25 protein-coding genes are annotated in these 14,420 nt (G+C 59.0%); all 25 read left to right on the forward strand.

Annotated elements, in window-relative coordinates:
- Nucleotides 1-78 precede the first annotated feature (78 nt).
- The 25 genes from rpsL (at nt 79) to rplO (ending at nt 14,383) form a co-directional block, all read left to right on the forward strand.
- A complete protein-coding gene (rpsL, locus tag AWB82_RS17190; protein ID WP_006053290.1) occupies nt 79-459 on the forward strand; it encodes a 30S ribosomal protein S12 in 381 nt (126 codons plus the stop codon).
- A gap of 181 nt (nt 460-640) precedes the next feature.
- A complete protein-coding gene (gene rpsG, locus AWB82_RS17195; RefSeq protein WP_006053291.1) occupies nt 641-1,111 on the forward strand; it encodes a 30S ribosomal protein S7 in 471 nt (156 codons plus the stop codon).
- Between the two features lie 131 nt (nt 1,112-1,242).
- On the forward strand, nt 1,243-3,345 hold the full coding sequence (gene fusA, locus AWB82_RS17200; protein WP_086969262.1) for an elongation factor G: 2,103 nt from the start codon (nt 1,243-1,245) through the stop codon (nt 3,343-3,345).
- Between the two features lie 54 nt (nt 3,346-3,399).
- The gene (gene tuf / locus AWB82_RS17205; protein ID WP_086969264.1) at nt 3,400-4,590 is read left to right on the forward strand and encodes an elongation factor Tu; all 1,191 of its coding nucleotides are present in this window, start codon (nt 3,400-3,402) and stop codon (nt 4,588-4,590) included.
- Nucleotides 4,591-4,728: 138 nt separating this feature from the next.
- On the forward strand, nt 4,729-5,040 hold the full coding sequence (gene rpsJ / locus AWB82_RS17210) for a 30S ribosomal protein S10 (protein WP_006998489.1): 312 nt from the start codon (nt 4,729-4,731) through the stop codon (nt 5,038-5,040).
- A gap of 210 nt (nt 5,041-5,250) precedes the next feature.
- Nucleotides 5,251-5,910, forward strand: a complete 660-nt coding sequence (gene rplC, locus AWB82_RS17215; RefSeq protein ID WP_086969266.1) for a 50S ribosomal protein L3 — start codon at nt 5,251-5,253, stop codon at nt 5,908-5,910.
- Nucleotides 5,910-6,530 (forward strand): 50S ribosomal protein L4, encoded by a 621-nt coding sequence (gene rplD, locus AWB82_RS17220; protein ID WP_086969268.1) that lies wholly within the window; start codon nt 5,910-5,912, stop codon nt 6,528-6,530. The genes rplC and rplD overlap by 1 nt, the downstream gene beginning before the upstream one ends.
- Entirely contained in the window at nt 6,527-6,841 is a 315-nt protein-coding gene (gene rplW, locus AWB82_RS17225; protein ID WP_008343846.1) for a 50S ribosomal protein L23, read from the forward strand. The genes rplD and rplW overlap by 4 nt, the downstream gene beginning before the upstream one ends.
- 2 nt (nt 6,842-6,843) lie before the next feature.
- Complete coding sequence (gene rplB / locus AWB82_RS17230) at nt 6,844-7,671, forward strand: 50S ribosomal protein L2 (protein ID WP_086969270.1); 828 nt, start codon at nt 6,844-6,846, stop codon at nt 7,669-7,671.
- Nucleotides 7,672-7,681: 10 nt separating this feature from the next.
- Nucleotides 7,682-7,957, forward strand: coding sequence for a 30S ribosomal protein S19 (gene rpsS / locus AWB82_RS17235; RefSeq protein ID WP_086969272.1), 276 nt, complete (start codon nt 7,682-7,684; stop codon nt 7,955-7,957).
- 12 nt (nt 7,958-7,969) lie between these two features.
- Complete coding sequence (rplV, locus tag AWB82_RS17240) at nt 7,970-8,299, forward strand: 50S ribosomal protein L22 (RefSeq protein WP_086969274.1); 330 nt, start codon at nt 7,970-7,972, stop codon at nt 8,297-8,299.
- An 11-nt stretch (nt 8,300-8,310) separates the two neighbouring features.
- Nucleotides 8,311-9,105, forward strand: coding sequence for a 30S ribosomal protein S3 (rpsC, locus tag AWB82_RS17245; RefSeq protein ID WP_086969276.1), 795 nt, complete (start codon nt 8,311-8,313; stop codon nt 9,103-9,105).
- Nucleotides 9,106-9,107: 2 nt separating this feature from the next.
- The gene (gene rplP / locus AWB82_RS17250; protein ID WP_061170924.1) at nt 9,108-9,524 is read left to right on the forward strand and encodes a 50S ribosomal protein L16; all 417 of its coding nucleotides are present in this window, start codon (nt 9,108-9,110) and stop codon (nt 9,522-9,524) included.
- A gap of 10 nt (nt 9,525-9,534) precedes the next feature.
- Complete coding sequence (gene rpmC, locus AWB82_RS17255) at nt 9,535-9,729, forward strand: 50S ribosomal protein L29 (RefSeq protein WP_086969278.1); 195 nt, start codon at nt 9,535-9,537, stop codon at nt 9,727-9,729.
- The gene (gene rpsQ, locus AWB82_RS17260) at nt 9,726-9,998 is read left to right on the forward strand and encodes a 30S ribosomal protein S17 (protein ID WP_008343854.1); all 273 of its coding nucleotides are present in this window, start codon (nt 9,726-9,728) and stop codon (nt 9,996-9,998) included. The genes rpmC and rpsQ overlap by 4 nt, the downstream gene beginning before the upstream one ends.
- 302 nt (nt 9,999-10,300) lie before the next feature.
- Nucleotides 10,301-10,669 (forward strand): 50S ribosomal protein L14, encoded by a 369-nt coding sequence (rplN, locus tag AWB82_RS17265; protein ID WP_006052212.1) that lies wholly within the window; start codon nt 10,301-10,303, stop codon nt 10,667-10,669.
- A gap of 9 nt (nt 10,670-10,678) precedes the next feature.
- Nucleotides 10,679-10,987 carry a 50S ribosomal protein L24 gene (gene rplX, locus AWB82_RS17270; protein WP_086969281.1) on the forward strand — a complete coding sequence of 103 codons (309 nt, stop codon included), beginning with the start codon at nt 10,679-10,681 and terminating at the stop codon, nt 10,985-10,987.
- 14 nt (nt 10,988-11,001) lie between these two features.
- Nucleotides 11,002-11,541 (forward strand): 50S ribosomal protein L5, encoded by a 540-nt coding sequence (gene rplE / locus AWB82_RS17275; protein ID WP_016346472.1) that lies wholly within the window; start codon nt 11,002-11,004, stop codon nt 11,539-11,541.
- 7 nt (nt 11,542-11,548) lie between these two features.
- A complete protein-coding gene (gene rpsN, locus AWB82_RS17280) occupies nt 11,549-11,854 on the forward strand; it encodes a 30S ribosomal protein S14 (RefSeq protein ID WP_086969283.1) in 306 nt (101 codons plus the stop codon).
- 14 nt (nt 11,855-11,868) lie between these two features.
- Nucleotides 11,869-12,264 (forward strand): 30S ribosomal protein S8, encoded by a 396-nt coding sequence (rpsH, locus tag AWB82_RS17285; protein WP_035506756.1) that lies wholly within the window; start codon nt 11,869-11,871, stop codon nt 12,262-12,264.
- Between the two features lie 18 nt (nt 12,265-12,282).
- Nucleotides 12,283-12,813: a 50S ribosomal protein L6 gene (gene rplF, locus AWB82_RS17290; protein ID WP_086969285.1), complete on the forward strand. Its 531-nt coding sequence runs from the start codon at nt 12,283-12,285 to the stop codon at nt 12,811-12,813.
- A gap of 12 nt (nt 12,814-12,825) precedes the next feature.
- Nucleotides 12,826-13,191: a 50S ribosomal protein L18 gene (rplR, locus tag AWB82_RS17295; RefSeq protein ID WP_086969287.1), complete on the forward strand. Its 366-nt coding sequence runs from the start codon at nt 12,826-12,828 to the stop codon at nt 13,189-13,191.
- Between the two features lie 14 nt (nt 13,192-13,205).
- Entirely contained in the window at nt 13,206-13,724 is a 519-nt protein-coding gene (rpsE, locus tag AWB82_RS17300; protein WP_061170928.1) for a 30S ribosomal protein S5, read from the forward strand.
- A 10-nt stretch (nt 13,725-13,734) separates the two neighbouring features.
- Entirely contained in the window at nt 13,735-13,917 is a 183-nt protein-coding gene (gene rpmD, locus AWB82_RS17305) for a 50S ribosomal protein L30 (RefSeq protein ID WP_010106952.1), read from the forward strand.
- Between the two features lie 31 nt (nt 13,918-13,948).
- Nucleotides 13,949-14,383, forward strand: coding sequence for a 50S ribosomal protein L15 (gene rplO, locus AWB82_RS17310; RefSeq protein ID WP_086969289.1), 435 nt, complete (start codon nt 13,949-13,951; stop codon nt 14,381-14,383).
- Nucleotides 14,384-14,420: the final 37 nt, after the last annotated feature.

Here is a 14,420-nt window from a genome sequence, read left to right on the forward strand (position 1 = left end):
CGAGATCGCTAAACACGCAAGTCTTTTCGCTTTGCCCGAGAAAATTGCGTGGATTCTGTTCATTTTTAGGATTAGACAATGCCAACCATCAATCAATTGGTTCGCAAAGGCCGCACGTCGGAAACGACGAAGAGCAAGTCTCCGGCCCTGCAGGACTGCCCCCAGCGTCGCGGCGTGTGCACTCGCGTGTACACGACGACGCCGAAGAAGCCGAACTCGGCACTCCGTAAGGTCGCCAAGGTTCGCCTGACCAACGGCTTCGAAGTCATTTCGTACATCGGCGGTGAAGGCCACAACCTGCAGGAGCACTCGGTTGTGCTGATTCGCGGCGGCCGTGTGAAGGACTTGCCGGGTGTGCGTTACCACATGGTTCGCGGCTCGCTGGATACCCAGGGCGTCAAGGACCGTAAGCAAGCTCGCTCGAAGTACGGTGCGAAGCGCGCGAAGGCTGGCAAGTAAGTCGCCGGTCGAAGTAAGGAATCAGGTCGCCGCAAGGCGGTTAAGGCGGTGGTGCCGGAAGTGCCGGTGCTATCGAGTAAGTGGTCACCCGGCCAAGCTGGTTTAGTCGAATAGATGGATCGGGTTCGTTGGTGGCCGCGGAGCGGAAAATCGCTCCAACTGAAAACGTAAAGGAAGAATCATGCCGCGTCGTCGCGAAGTCCCCAAGCGGGAAGTGTTGCCGGATCCGAAGTTCGGCAACGTAGATGTAGCCAAGTTCATGAACGTGCTGATGCTCTCCGGCAAGAAGTCGGTTGCCGAGCGTATCGTGTACGGCGCTTTTGAGCAGATCCAGACCAAGGGTGGCAAGGACCCGCTGGAAGTGTTCACGGTTGCGCTCAACAACGTGAAGCCGGTGGTCGAAGTGAAGAGCCGTCGCGTTGGTGGTGCCAACTATCAGGTTCCGGTCGAAGTGCGTCCCTCGCGTCGTATGGCATTGGCGATGCGTTGGTTGCGTGAAGCCGCGAAGAAGCGCAGCGAAAAGTCGATGGCCCTGCGTCTTGCAGGTGAACTTTCGGAAGCGGCTGAAGGCCGTGGCGGCGCAATGAAGAAGCGCGACGAAGTTCACCGCATGGCCGAGGCCAACAAGGCATTCTCGCATTTCCGTTTCTAAGCTCCCGCTCCAGGGCATAACGGAAAATCAGGGCGGGTGCGCTACTCCAGGCGCCTCGCCCGTTTGTGTTAGAACGCTCCAGCTCATCAAAAAAAATGAGGGCTGGTGCGTTGACCGAAAAAGGATCCAAAGTGGCTCGCAAGACACCTATCGAGCGCTACCGCAATATCGGTATTAGCGCTCACATCGACGCCGGCAAGACGACGACGACCGAGCGAATTCTGTTTTACACGGGCGTGAACCACAAGATTGGTGAAGTTCACGACGGCGCTGCGACGATGGACTGGATGGAACAGGAGCAGGAGCGCGGCATCACGATTACGTCGGCTGCCACGACCGCCTTCTGGAAGGGCATGGGCGGCAACTATCCCGAGCACCGCATCAACATCATCGACACCCCGGGTCACGTCGACTTCACGATCGAAGTCGAGCGCTCGATGCGCGTGCTCGACGGCGCGTGCATGGTCTACTGCGCAGTGGGCGGCGTGCAGCCGCAGTCGGAAACCGTGTGGCGTCAGGCGAACAAGTACAAGGTTCCGCGTCTCGCGTTCGTCAACAAGATGGACCGTACGGGCGCGAACTTCTTCAAGGTCTATGAACAGTTGAAGACGCGTCTGAAGGCGAACCCGGTGCCCGTCGTGGTGCCGATCGGCTCGGAAGAGAACTTCAAGGGCGTCGTCGATCTGATCAAGATGAAGGCGATCATTTGGGACGAAGCGTCCCAAGGTACGAAGTTCGATTACGTCGACATCCCCGCTGAACTCGTCGATAGCTGCAACGAGTGGCGCGAGAAGATGATCGAATCGGCCGCCGAAGCTACCGAAGAACTGATGGAAAAGTACCTCGGCGGCGAAGAGCTGACCGAAGCGGAAATCGTCAAGGCGATCCGTGACCGGACCATCGCGTGCGAAATCCAGCCGATGCTGTGCGGCACCGCGTTCAAGAACAAGGGCGTGCAGCGCATGCTCGACGCCGTGATCGATTTCCTGCCGTCGCCGGTCGACATTCCGCCGGTCACGGGCGAACTGCAAAGCGGCGAGAAGGGCGAGCGCCGCGCAGCCGACGACGAGAAGTTCTCGGCGCTGGCGTTCAAGATCATGACGGATCCGTTCGTCGGTCAGCTGATCTTCTTCCGCGTGTATTCGGGCATCGTGAATTCGGGTGACACCGTGCTGAACGCGACCAAGGACAAGAAGGAACGTCTCGGCCGTATTCTGCAGATGCACGCGAATCAGCGCGAAGAAATCAAGGAAGTGCGCGCGGGCGACATCGCGGCAGCCGTCGGCCTGAAGGAAGCGACCACGGGCGACACGCTGTGCGATCCGCAAAGCCCGATCGTGCTCGAACGCATGATTTTCCCGGAGCCGGTGATTTCGCAGGCCGTCGAGCCGAAGACGAAGCCCGACCAGGAAAAGATGGGCCTGGCGCTGAACCGTCTGGCACAGGAAGATCCGTCGTTCCGCGTTCAAACGGACGAAGAATCGGGCCAGACCATTATTTCGGGCATGGGCGAACTGCACCTCGAAATTCTGGTTGACCGGATGCGCCGTGAATTCGGCGTGGAAGCGACCGTCGGCAAGCCGCAGGTTGCTTACCGCGAAACGATTCGCAGCAAGGCGGAAGACGTTGACGGCAAGTTCGTCAAGCAGTCGGGTGGTCGCGGCCAGTACGGTCACGCGGTCATCACGCTTGAGCCGAATGAGCAGGGCAAGGGCTACGAGTTCCTGGACGAGATCAAGGGCGGCGTGATTCCGCGCGAATACATCCCGGCCGTGGACAAGGGTATCCAGGAAACGCTGAAGGCTGGCGTGCTGGCTGGCTTCCCGGTTGTAGACGTGAAGGTTCACCTGACGTTCGGTTCTTACCACGACGTCGACTCGAACGAAAACGCGTTCCGTATGGCCGGCTCGATGGCCTTCAAGGAAGCAATGCGCAGGGCAAGCCCGGTCATCCTCGAACCGATGATGGCTGTGGAAGTCGAAACGCCGGAAGACTACATGGGCAACGTGATGGGCGACCTGTCGGGCCGTCGCGGTATCGTCCAGGGCATGGAAGACATGATTGGCGGCGGCAAGATCGTCCGCGCTGAAGTGCCGCTGTCGGAAATGTTCGGCTATTCGACCTCGCTGCGTTCGCTGACGCAAGGCCGCGCGACGTACACGATGGAATTTAAGCACTATGCTGAAGCTCCGCGTAACGTCGCCGACGCGATCATCAACGCGAAGGGCAAGTAATTTCGGCAGGCCACAAGCTTTAACCGACAAACAATCTCTGAAAAGAAGGTAATCATGGCAAAAGGTAAATTCGAGCGGACCAAGCCGCACGTGAACGTGGGCACGATCGGTCACGTTGACCACGGCAAGACCACGCTGACGGCAGCGATCACGACGGTGCTGACCAAGAAGTTCGGTGGCGAAGCGAAGGCATACGACCAGATCGATGCAGCGCCGGAAGAAAAGGCACGTGGTATTACCATCAATCCCGCGCGCGTCGAGTACGAAACGGCTAACCGCCACTACGCACACGTCGACTGCCCGGGCCACGCCGACTACGTGAAGAACATGATCACGGGTGCAGCGCAGATGGACGGCGCGATCCTGGTGTGTTCGGCCGCTGACGGCCCGATGCCGCAAACGCGTGAGCACATCCTGCTGGCTCGCCAGGTTGGCGTGCCGTACATCATCGTGTTCCTGAACAAGTGCGACATGGTGGACGACGCCGAGCTGCTCGAACTCGTCGAAATGGAAGTGCGCGAGCTTCTCTCGAAGTACGACTTCCCGGGCGACGACACGCCGATCATCAAGGGTTCGGCCAAGCTGGCGCTGGAAGGCGACACGGGCGAGCTGGGTGAAGTGGCAATCATGAGCCTGGCCGACGCGCTGGACACGTACATCCCGACGCCGGAACGCGCAGTTGACGGCTCGTTCCTGATGCCGGTGGAAGACGTGTTCTCGATCTCGGGTCGCGGCACGGTGGTGACGGGCCGTATCGAGCGCGGTGTGGTGAAGGTCGGCGAGGAAATCGAAATCATCGGCATCAAGCCGACGGTGAAGACGACCTGCACGGGCGTGGAAATGTTCCGCAAGCTGCTCGACCAAGGTCAGGCAGGCGACAACGTCGGTATCCTGCTGCGCGGCACGAAGCGTGAAGACGTGGAGCGTGGCCAAGTTCTGGCCAAGCCGGGTTCGATCACGCCGCACACGCACTTCACGGCTGAAGTGTATGTGCTGAGCAAGGACGAAGGCGGCCGTCACACGCCGTTCTTCAACAACTACCGTCCGCAGTTCTACTTCCGTACGACGGACGTGACGGGCTCGATCGAGCTGCCGAAGGATAAGGAAATGGTGATGCCGGGCGACAACGTGTCGATCACGGTCAAGCTGATCGCTCCGATCGCCATGGAAGAAGGTCTGCGCTTCGCCATCCGCGAAGGCGGCCGTACCGTCGGCGCCGGTGTCGTGGCAAAGATTATCGAGTAAGATATCGGGCTTGCTCGATTTGAAGTTGCTGTAATGCAGTAAACCGGGGCCGGATGCTCGTTCTCAACGGGTATCCGGTCCTACGCTCTTTTGCCAATGTGCGGTGCAATACCGCCTCGCTCTTTTCAAGGAATCGTCATGCAAAACCAAAAAATCCGCATTCGTCTGAAGGCTTTCGACTATCGCCTGATCGATCAATCGGCAGCCGAGATCGTCGACACGGCGAAGCGGACTGGCGCGATCGTCCGTGGCCCGGTGCCGCTGCCGACGCGTATTCAGCGTTTTGACATTCTGCGTTCGCCGCACGTCAACAAGACGTCGCGCGATCAGCTCGAAATCCGTACGCACCAGCGCCTGATGGACATCGTCGATCCGACGGACAAGACCGTCGACGCGCTGATGAAGCTCGACCTGCCGGCAGGCGTCGACGTAGAAATCAAGCTGCAGTAAGTCCCAAAAGCTCCGCTGGCTCGCCAGACGAAGCTAAGTCTTTGATTGCTTGCGGGATTCGAAAAGCCTTGTTATACTCCAAGGCTTTTCGCGCCTATGCGCATGAAAAGAACGCAAGACAAGACGTAAAAAGGCCGACCCAGTTTCTCGTAACGAAGCCGGCATTTGTAAATCAGCCCCGACCAATCGCAGTTGGGAATGGAGAAAACGATGAGCCTTGGACTCGTAGGTCGCAAGGTTGGCATGACCCGTATCTTCACGCCTGAGGGGGACTCCATCCCCGTCACCGTGCTGGACGTGTCGGACAACCGCGTGACGCAGATCAAGACCGTTGAAACGGATGGTTATACCGCCGTTCAGGTTGCATTCGGTACTCGCCGCGCCTCGCGCGTGACGAAGCCGTTGGCGGGTCACCTCGCCAAAGCCGGCGTTCAAGCCGGTGAAGTCCTCAAGGAATTCCAGATCGATGCGGCCAAGGCAGGTGAACTGTCGAACGGCGCTGTCATCGCTACGGATATTTTCGAAGTTGGCCAGAAAGTTGATGTGCAAGGCACGTCGATCGGTAAGGGCTACGCCGGTACGATCAAGCGCTACAACTTCGCTTCGGGCCGCGCATCGCACGGTAACTCGCGTTCGCACAACGTTCCGGGTTCGATCGGTATGGCGCAGGATCCGGGTCGCGTGTTCCCGGGTAAGCGCATGACTGGTCACCTCGGTGACGATACCGTTACGGTTCAAAACCTCGAAATCGCCCGCATCGACGCTGAGCGCAATCTGCTGCTCGTCCGCGGTGCTGTTCCGGGTGCGAAGGGCGGCAAGGTCTTCGTGACCCCGGCCGTCAAGACGCGTGCTGTGAAAGGAGCGAAATAATGGAACTTAAGCTCCTGAATGCCAATGGTCAGGAAGGTGCTGGCGTGAACGCATCGGACGTCGTGTTCGGTCGCGATTACAACGAAGCCCTGATTCACCAGGTCGTCGTCGCTTATCAAGCGAACGCACGTAGCGGCAACCGCGCGCAGAAGGATCGCGAGCAGGTCAAGCACACCACCAAGAAGCCGTGGCGCCAGAAGGGTACGGGCCGTGCTCGTGCCGGTATGTCGTCGAGCCCGTTGTGGCGTGGCGGTGGTCGCATCTTCCCGAATTCGCCGGAAGAAAACTTCTCGCACAAGGTCAACAAGAAGATGCATCGCGCGGGTCTCCGTTCGATCTTCTCGCAGTTGGCTCGCGAAGGCCGTATCGCTGTGGTCGAAGAATTCGTGCTCGAAGCTCCGAAGACCAAGCTGTTGGCCGAAAAATTCAAGGCAATGGGTCTCGACTCCGTGTTGGTCATTACCGATACGGTTGACGAAAACCTGTACCTCGCGTCGCGCAACCTGGCCCACGTGGCGGTTGTCGAGCCGCGTTACGCCGACCCGCTCTCGCTGATCTACTTCAAGAAGATTTTGATCACGAAGGCCGCGGTCGCTCAGATCGAGGAGTTGCTGTCATGAGCGAGATTCGCAAAAACGATCATCGTTTGATGCAAGTTCTGCTCGCGCCGGTGATCTCCGAAAAGGCGACGCTGGTTGCCGACAAGAACGAACAAGTCGTGTTCGAAGTCGCGCCGGACGCCACGAAGCAGGAAGTTAAGGCTGCTGTCGAGCTGTTGTTCAAGGTCGAAGTCAATTCCGTCAACGTGCTCGTCACGAAGGGCAAAGCAAAGCGCTTTGGCCGCTTCAACGGCAAGCGCAAGGACGTGAAGAAGGCGTACGTCTGCCTGAAGCCCGGCCAGGAAATCAACTTTGAAGCGGAGGCCAAGTAATCATGGCAATCGTGAAAGTTAAGCCGACCTCGCCGGGTCGCCGCGCGATGGTCAAAATCGTCAACAAGGATCTGCATAAGGGCAAGCCGCACGCAGCGCTGCTCGACGCACAATCCAAGTCGGCGGGCCGTAACAACAACGGCCGTATCACCACGCGTCACCAAGGTGGCGGTCACAAGCAGCAGTATCGTATCGTCGATTTCCGTCGCAACAAGGACGGCATTCCGGCAAAGATCGAGCGTCTTGAGTACGACCCGAACCGTAGCGCGAACATCGCGCTGGTTCTGTACGCAGACGGCGAGCGCCGCTACATCATCGCGCCGAAGGGCGTGACGGTCGGCACGCAGCTGATGTCCGGTTCGGAAGCGCCGATCCGCGCAGGTAACACCCTGCCGATCCGCAACATTCCGGTCGGTACGACGATCCACTGCATCGAAATGCTGCCGGGCAAGGGCGCGCAAATGGCGCGTTCGGCTGGCACGTCGGCAATGCTGCTGGCTCGCGAAGGCGTCTACGCTCAGGTGCGTCTGCGCTCGGGCGAAATTCGCCGCGTGCACGTCGAGTGCCGCGCGACGATCGGTGAAGTCGGCAACGAAGAGCATAGCCTCCGTCAAATCGGTAAGGCTGGCGCGAACCGCTGGCGCGGCATCCGCCCGACGGTGCGTGGCGTTGCAATGAATCCGGTCGATCACCCGCACGGCGGTGGTGAAGGCAAGACGGCTGCAGGTCGCGATCCGGTGAGCCCGTGGGGCACGCCGACGAAGGGCTATCGCACCCGCAGCAATAAGCGCACGACGACGATGATCGTCCAGCGCCGTCACAAGCGTTAAGGAGTAGGCAATGACACGTTCTGCTAAAAAAGGTCCGTTCTGCGACGCTCATTTGCTGAAGAAAGTCGAGACGGCTGCATCTACGCGTGACAAGAAGCCGATCAAGACCTGGTCGCGTCGTTCGACGATCCTGCCGGACTTCATCGGCCTGACGATCGCTGTTCACAACGGCCGTCAGCACGTCCCGGTGTACGTCACGGAAAACATGGTCGGCCACAAGCTTGGCGAGTTCGCATTGACCCGTACGTTCAAGGGTCACGCGGCCGACAAGAAGGCCAGAAAATAAGGGGCTATCAAGATGGAAGTGAAAGCAATTCATCGCGGTGCCCGCATCTCGGCGCAGAAAACGCGCCTTGTGGCTGACCAGATTCGTGGTTTGCCGGTCGACAAGGCGCTGAACGTCCTGACGTTCTCGCCCAAGAAGGCGGCGGGTATCGTCAAGAAGGTCGTGCTGTCTGCGATCGCGAATGCGGAACACAACGAAGGCGCCGATATCGACGAGCTCAAGATCACGAGCATCTGTATCGATAAGGCTGCTTCGCTGAAGCGTTTCACCGCCCGCGCAAAGGGTCGCGGTAATCGCATCGAGAAGCAATCCTGTCACATCACTGTGACGGTCGGGAATTAAGGAGCCATACGATGGGACAGAAAATTCATCCGACTGGCTTCCGTTTGGCCGTCAGCCGCAATTGGGCTTCGCGCTGGTATGCGAACAACAACAATTTCGCGGCGATGTTGCAGGAAGACATTGGTGTTCGTGAATACCTGAAGAAGAAGCTGAAGAACGCTTCGGTTGGTCGCGTCGTCATCGAGCGTCCGGCGAAGAACGCGCGCATCACGATTTACAGCTCGCGTCCTGGCGTTGTCATCGGCAAGAAGGGTGAGGACATCGAAGCGCTGAAGGCTGAACTGCAGAAGCGCATGGGCGTTCCGGTTCACGTCAACATCGAAGAGATCCGCAAGCCGGAAACGGATGCGCAACTGATCGCCGACTCCATCACGCAGCAGCTCGAACGCCGGATCATGTTCCGCCGTGCGATGAAGCGCGCGATGCAAAACGCGATGCGTCTTGGTGCCCAAGGCATCAAGATCATGAGCGCGGGTCGTCTGAACGGTATCGAAATCGCTCGTACCGAGTGGTATCGCGAAGGTCGCGTGCCCCTCCATACGTTGCGTGCCGATATCGACTACGCGACGTCCGAAGCGAAGACCACGTACGGCATCATCGGCGTGAAGGTGTGGGTCTATAAGGGCGACACCCTGGGCCGCAACGACGCACCGGTCGTGGAAGAATCGGCTGAAGAAAAGCGTCCGCGCCGCAACGCACGTCCGGGTGGCGATCGCCGTCCGCGCCGTGACGGTGAAGGCGCTCCGGGCGGCGCGCGTCGTGGTGCACCCCGTCGCGCTGGCGGTGACGCGAAGACTGGAGAATAACGATGCTGCAACCGAAACGCAGAAAGTATCGCAAAGAGCAGAAGGGTCGTAACACCGGCAAGGCGACGCGCGGCAACGCGGTGTCGTTCGGTGAATACGGTCTGAAGGCTATCGGTCGCGGCCGTTTGACCGCGCGTCAAATCGAAGCGGCGCGTCGTGCAATGACGCGTCACATCAAGCGTGGCGGCCGGATCTGGATCCGTATTTTCCCGGACAAGCCGATTTCGCAAAAGCCGGCCGAAGTGCGTATGGGTAACGGTAAGGGTAACCCGGAGTACTACGTCGCTGAAATTCAACCGGGCAAGATGCTGTACGAAATGGACGGCGTCACCGAAGAACTGGCGCGCGAAGCGTTCCGTCTGGCTGCAGCCAAGCTGCCGCTCAAGACGTACTTCGTCGTCCGTCAGCTCGGCGCCTAAGGAGTAAATGATGAAGGCAACTGAACTTCGCCAGAAAGACCAGTCCGCGCTCAACACGGAGCTGTCGGATCTGCTCAAGGCGCAATTTGGCTTGCGTATGCAGCTCGCGACCCAGCAGCTCACGAACACGAGCCAGCTGAAGAAGGTCCGTCGCGACATCGCACGTGTGCGCACCGTCATGACCGAGAAGGCGAACCAGAAATGAACGATAGCGTAAAAACCTCGCTCAAGCGGACGCTGGTCGGCAAGGTCGTCAGCAACAAGATGGACAAGACGGTCACCGTGCTGGTCGAGCACCGCGTGAAGCATCCGATCTACGGCAAGTACGTCGTGCGCTCCAAGAAGTACCACGCGCATGACGACGCGAACACGTACAACGAAGGCGATCTCGTCGAAATCCAGGAAACTCGTCCGATTTCCAAGACGAAGGCCTGGGTTGTGTCGAAGCTGGTTGAAGCGGCTCGCGTGATCTAAAGCTGTAGTTGTAGTGCCGCGATGCGGTAAATAATCGTATCGCAGTAAGTTTCGCTTGCAAGACCGAGATTATTTGTTATAATCTCGGTCTTCCCTCTTTGTGGGAGCCCCGTCGCGGGCGAAGTTGGTGGGGGAAGCCGGTTCGGGCGCTAGCCTGTGCCGACAGATTCACCGGATAGCGATGGCGGGTTTCGTCTGCCGTTGCTGCCTGTTCTAACCCAAGCAGCCATTTGGCTGACGGGACCAAGACTGACCGGTTGTGCCATGGTGGTGCGATCGGATTAAGTTGGGAAAGATAAACCATGATCCAGACCGAAACTCGGCTTGAAGTGGCCGACAACACGGGTGCGCGTGAAGTCATGTGCATCAAGGTGCTCGGCGGCTCGAAGCGTCGTTACGCAAGCATTGGCGACATCATCAAGGTGACCGTCAAGGAAGCGACGCCGCGCGGGCGCGTGAAAAAGGGCGAAATCTACAACGCCGTGGTCGTTCGCACGGCCAAGGGCGTGCGTCGCCAGGATGGCTCGCTCATCAAGTTCGACGGCAATGCCGCCGTTTTGCTGAATGCGAAGCTCGAGCCGATCGGCACACGTATTTTCGGGCCGGTTACGCGTGAACTGCGTAGCGAACGATTCATGAAGATCGTTTCGCTCGCTCCGGAAGTGCTGTAAGGAGGCGCGATGAACAAGATTCGCAAGGGTGACGAAGTCATCGTCACTACCGGCAAGGACAAGGGCAAGCGCGGTACCGTGCTGGTCGTTGGGGAAGATCGTGTCACGGTCGAGGGCATCAACCTCGTCAAGAAACACGTGAAGCCGAACCCGATGAAGGGTACGACGGGCGGTGTGGAAGCCAAGACGATGCCGCTGCATATTTCGAACGTCGCATTGGTCGACGCGAATGGCAAGGCATCGCGTGTGGGCATCAAGGTCGAAGACAACAAGAAGGTTCGCTTCTTGAAGTCGACCGGCGCCACGCTTAACGCCTGACGCGGAGTTAAAAAATGGCTCGTCTGCAAGAGATTTACAAAGAAAAGGTTGTGCCGCAACTCGTAGAAAAGTTCGGTTACAAGTCCGTCATGGAAGTGCCGCGCATCACCAAGATCACCCTTAACATGGGTCTTGGCGAAGCCGTCGCTGACAAGAAGATCATCGAAAACGCCGTGGGCGACCTGACGAAGATCGCTGGCCAGAAGCCGGTTATCACGAAGGCGCGCAAGGCAATCGCAGGCTTCAAGATTCGTCAGGGCTACCCGATCGGCGCGATGGTCACGCTGCGCGGCCAAGCGATGTACGAATTTCTCGACCGTTTCGTGACGGTTGCGCTCCCCCGTGTGCGTGACTTCCGTGGCGTGTCGGGCCGTGCATTCGACGGTCGTGGCAACTACAACATCGGTGTGAAAGAGCAGATCATTTTCCCCGAAATCGACTACGACAAGATCGACGCGCTGCGTGGGCTGAACATCAGCATCACGACCACCGCGAAGACTGACGACGAAGCAAAGGCGCTGCTCGCCGGCTTCAAGTTCCCGTTCAGAAACTGAGGTTACCGTGGCTAAACTGGCACTGATCGAACGTGAAAAGAAGCGCGCGCGCCTGGCAGCCAAGTACGCTCCGAAGCGTGCTGAGCTGAAGGCTGTGATCGACGACGCAAGCAAGTCGGACGAAGATCGTTACCTCGCGCGTCTGGCGCTGCAACAACTGCCGCGTAACTCGAACCCCACTCGCAAGCGTAACCGCTGCGCGCTCACGGGTCGTCCGCGTGGCACGTTCCGTAAGTTCGGACTCGCACGCAGCAAGATTCGTGAAATCGCTTTTCGCGGCGAAATCCCTGGCCTGACCAAGGCGAGCTGGTAATAGGAGAAACGTAAATGAGCATGAGTGATCCTATCGCCGATATGCTGACTCGCATCCGCAATGCGCAGATGGTCGAGAAGGTTTCGGTGACTATGCCCTCGTCAAAAGTCAAGGTTGCGATTGCGCAGGTTTTGAAGGACGAAGGTTATATCGACGACTTCGCGGTGAAAGCCGAAGGTGCGAAGATCGAATTGAACATCGCGTTGAAGTACTACGCTGGCCGTCCGGTTATCGAGCGCCTCGAACGCGTTTCGAAGCCCGGTCTGCGCGTGTACCGCGGTCGCAACGACATCCCACAGGTCATGAATGGCCTGGGCGTTGCAATCGTGTCGACGCCGAAGGGTGTGATGACCGACCGCAAGGCGCGCCAGAACGGCGTCGGTGGCGAAGTCATCTGCTACGTCGCTTAACGCCTAAGGAGAAGAAACATGTCTCGAGTAGGTAAAAGCCCGATCGCGCTGCAAGGCGCGGAAGTGGCCATCAAGAGCGACGTCATCACCGTGAAAGGTCCGCTCGGCACGATCTCGCAACCGGTCAATAAGCTGGTTGCCGTGACGAACGAAGACAGCACGTTGAAGCTGGCTCCGACGGATGAAAGCCGCGAAGCGAACGCGATGTCCGGCACGATGCGCGCCATCCTGGCGAACATGGTGCAAGGCGTCACCAAGGGTTTCGAGCGCAAGCTGACGCTGGTTGGCGTTGGCTATCGTGCGCAAGCGCAAGGCGACAAGCTGAACCTGTCGCTGGGTTTCTCGCACCCCGTGGTGCACCAGATGCCGGAAGGCATCAAGGCTGAAACCCCGTCGCAGACCGAAATCGTGATCAAGGGGATCGACAAGCAGAAAGTCGGACAGACCGCAGCAGAAGTGCGCGGTTATCGTCCGCCGGAGCCCTACAAGGGTAAGGGCGTGCGTTATTCCGACGAAGTCGTGATCCTTAAAGAAACGAAGAAGAAGTAAGGGTGCGCAATCATGGATAAGACTCAATCTCGCCTGCGCCGCGCTCGTCAGACGCGTGTCAAGATCGCTGAGCTACAGGTTCCGCGTCTGGCCGTGCATCGCACGAATACGCATATCTACGCGCAAGTGTTCTCGGCATGCGGCACGAAGATCGTGGCAAGCGCCTCGACGCTCGAAGCTGAAGTGCGCGCTGAACTGGCCGACAAATCGGGCAAGGGCGGCAACGTCAACGCTGCGACCTTGATCGGCAAGCGTATCGCCGAAAAGGCCAAGGCAGCCGGCATCGAATCCGTCGCCTTTGACCGCTCGGGTTTCCGCTACCATGGCCGCGTCAAGGCGCTGGCTGATGCGGCGCGTGAAGCCGGGCTCAAGTTCTAAGGGAAGAATTCGTCATGGCAAAGATGCAAGCGAAAGTTCAGGCTGACGAACGCGACGACGGCCTGCGCGAAAAGATGATTTCGGTCAACCGCGTGACCAAGGTCGTGAAGGGTGGCCGTATTCTCGGCTTCGCCGCACTGACCGTGGTTGGCGACGGTGATGGCCGCGTCGGCATGGGCAAGGGCAAAGCGAAGGAAGTTCCGGTCGCCGTTCAAAAGGCAATGGAACAAGCCCGCCGCAACATGTTTAAGGTGCCCCTGAAGAACGGCACGCTGCAACACGAAGTGCACGGAAAGCACGGCGCCTCGGCGGTCCTCCTCGCTCCGGCGAAGGATGGTACCGGCGTGATCGCTGGCGGCCCGATGCGCGCCGTGTTCGACGTGATGGGCGTGCAAAACGTCGTGGCCAAGAGCCACGGTTCGACGAACCCGTACAACCTCGTTCGTGCGACGCTGGACGGACTGCGCAAGCAGTCGACCCCGGCTGACATCGCCGCGAAGCGTGGTAAGTCCGTCGAAGACATTCTGGGCTAAGGTGGTCACCATGTCTGAAAAAACTGTCAAGGTTCAGCTCGTCAAGAGTCTGATCGGGACCCGCGAAACGCACCGTGCAACGGTGCGTGGCCTCGGCCTGCGTCGTCTGAACTCGGTCTCCGAGTTGCAGGACACGCCCGCGGTGCGCGGGATGATCAACAAGGTCTCGTACCTCGTTAAGGTCATCGGCTAAGCGGCTGACCCTAGGATCCAAGGAGTTGAACATGGAATTGAATAACCTGAAGCCGGCAGAAGGCGCGAAGCATGCGAAGCGCCGCGTCGGTCGCGGTATCGGTTCGGGCCTCGGCAAGACTGCTGGCCGCGGCCACAAGGGTCAGAAATCGCGTTCGGGCGGCTTTCACAAGGTCGGCTTCGAAGGCGGTCAGATGCCTCTGCAGCGTCGTCTGCCGAAGCGTGGCTTTACCTCGCTGACGAAGGAATTCGTCGGTGAAGTGCGCCTGTCCGATCTCGAAAAGCTGCCGGTCGACGAAATCGATCTGTTGGCGTTGAAGCAAGCGGGTCTGGTCGGCGAGCTCATCAAGAGCGTGAAGATCATCAAGACCGGCGAGATTACGCGCAAGGTCACGGTAAAGGGTCTGACGGCAACGAAGGGCGCCCGTGAAGCAATCGAAGCCGCTGGCGGCTCGTTTGCCGAGTAACGCGCTTTCGGCGTTACTAGCACTAGCATCGGAGAAG

The organism is Caballeronia glebae, from assembly GCF_001545035.1.
Classification (GTDB): Bacteria; Pseudomonadota; Gammaproteobacteria; order Burkholderiales; family Burkholderiaceae; genus Caballeronia; species Caballeronia glebae.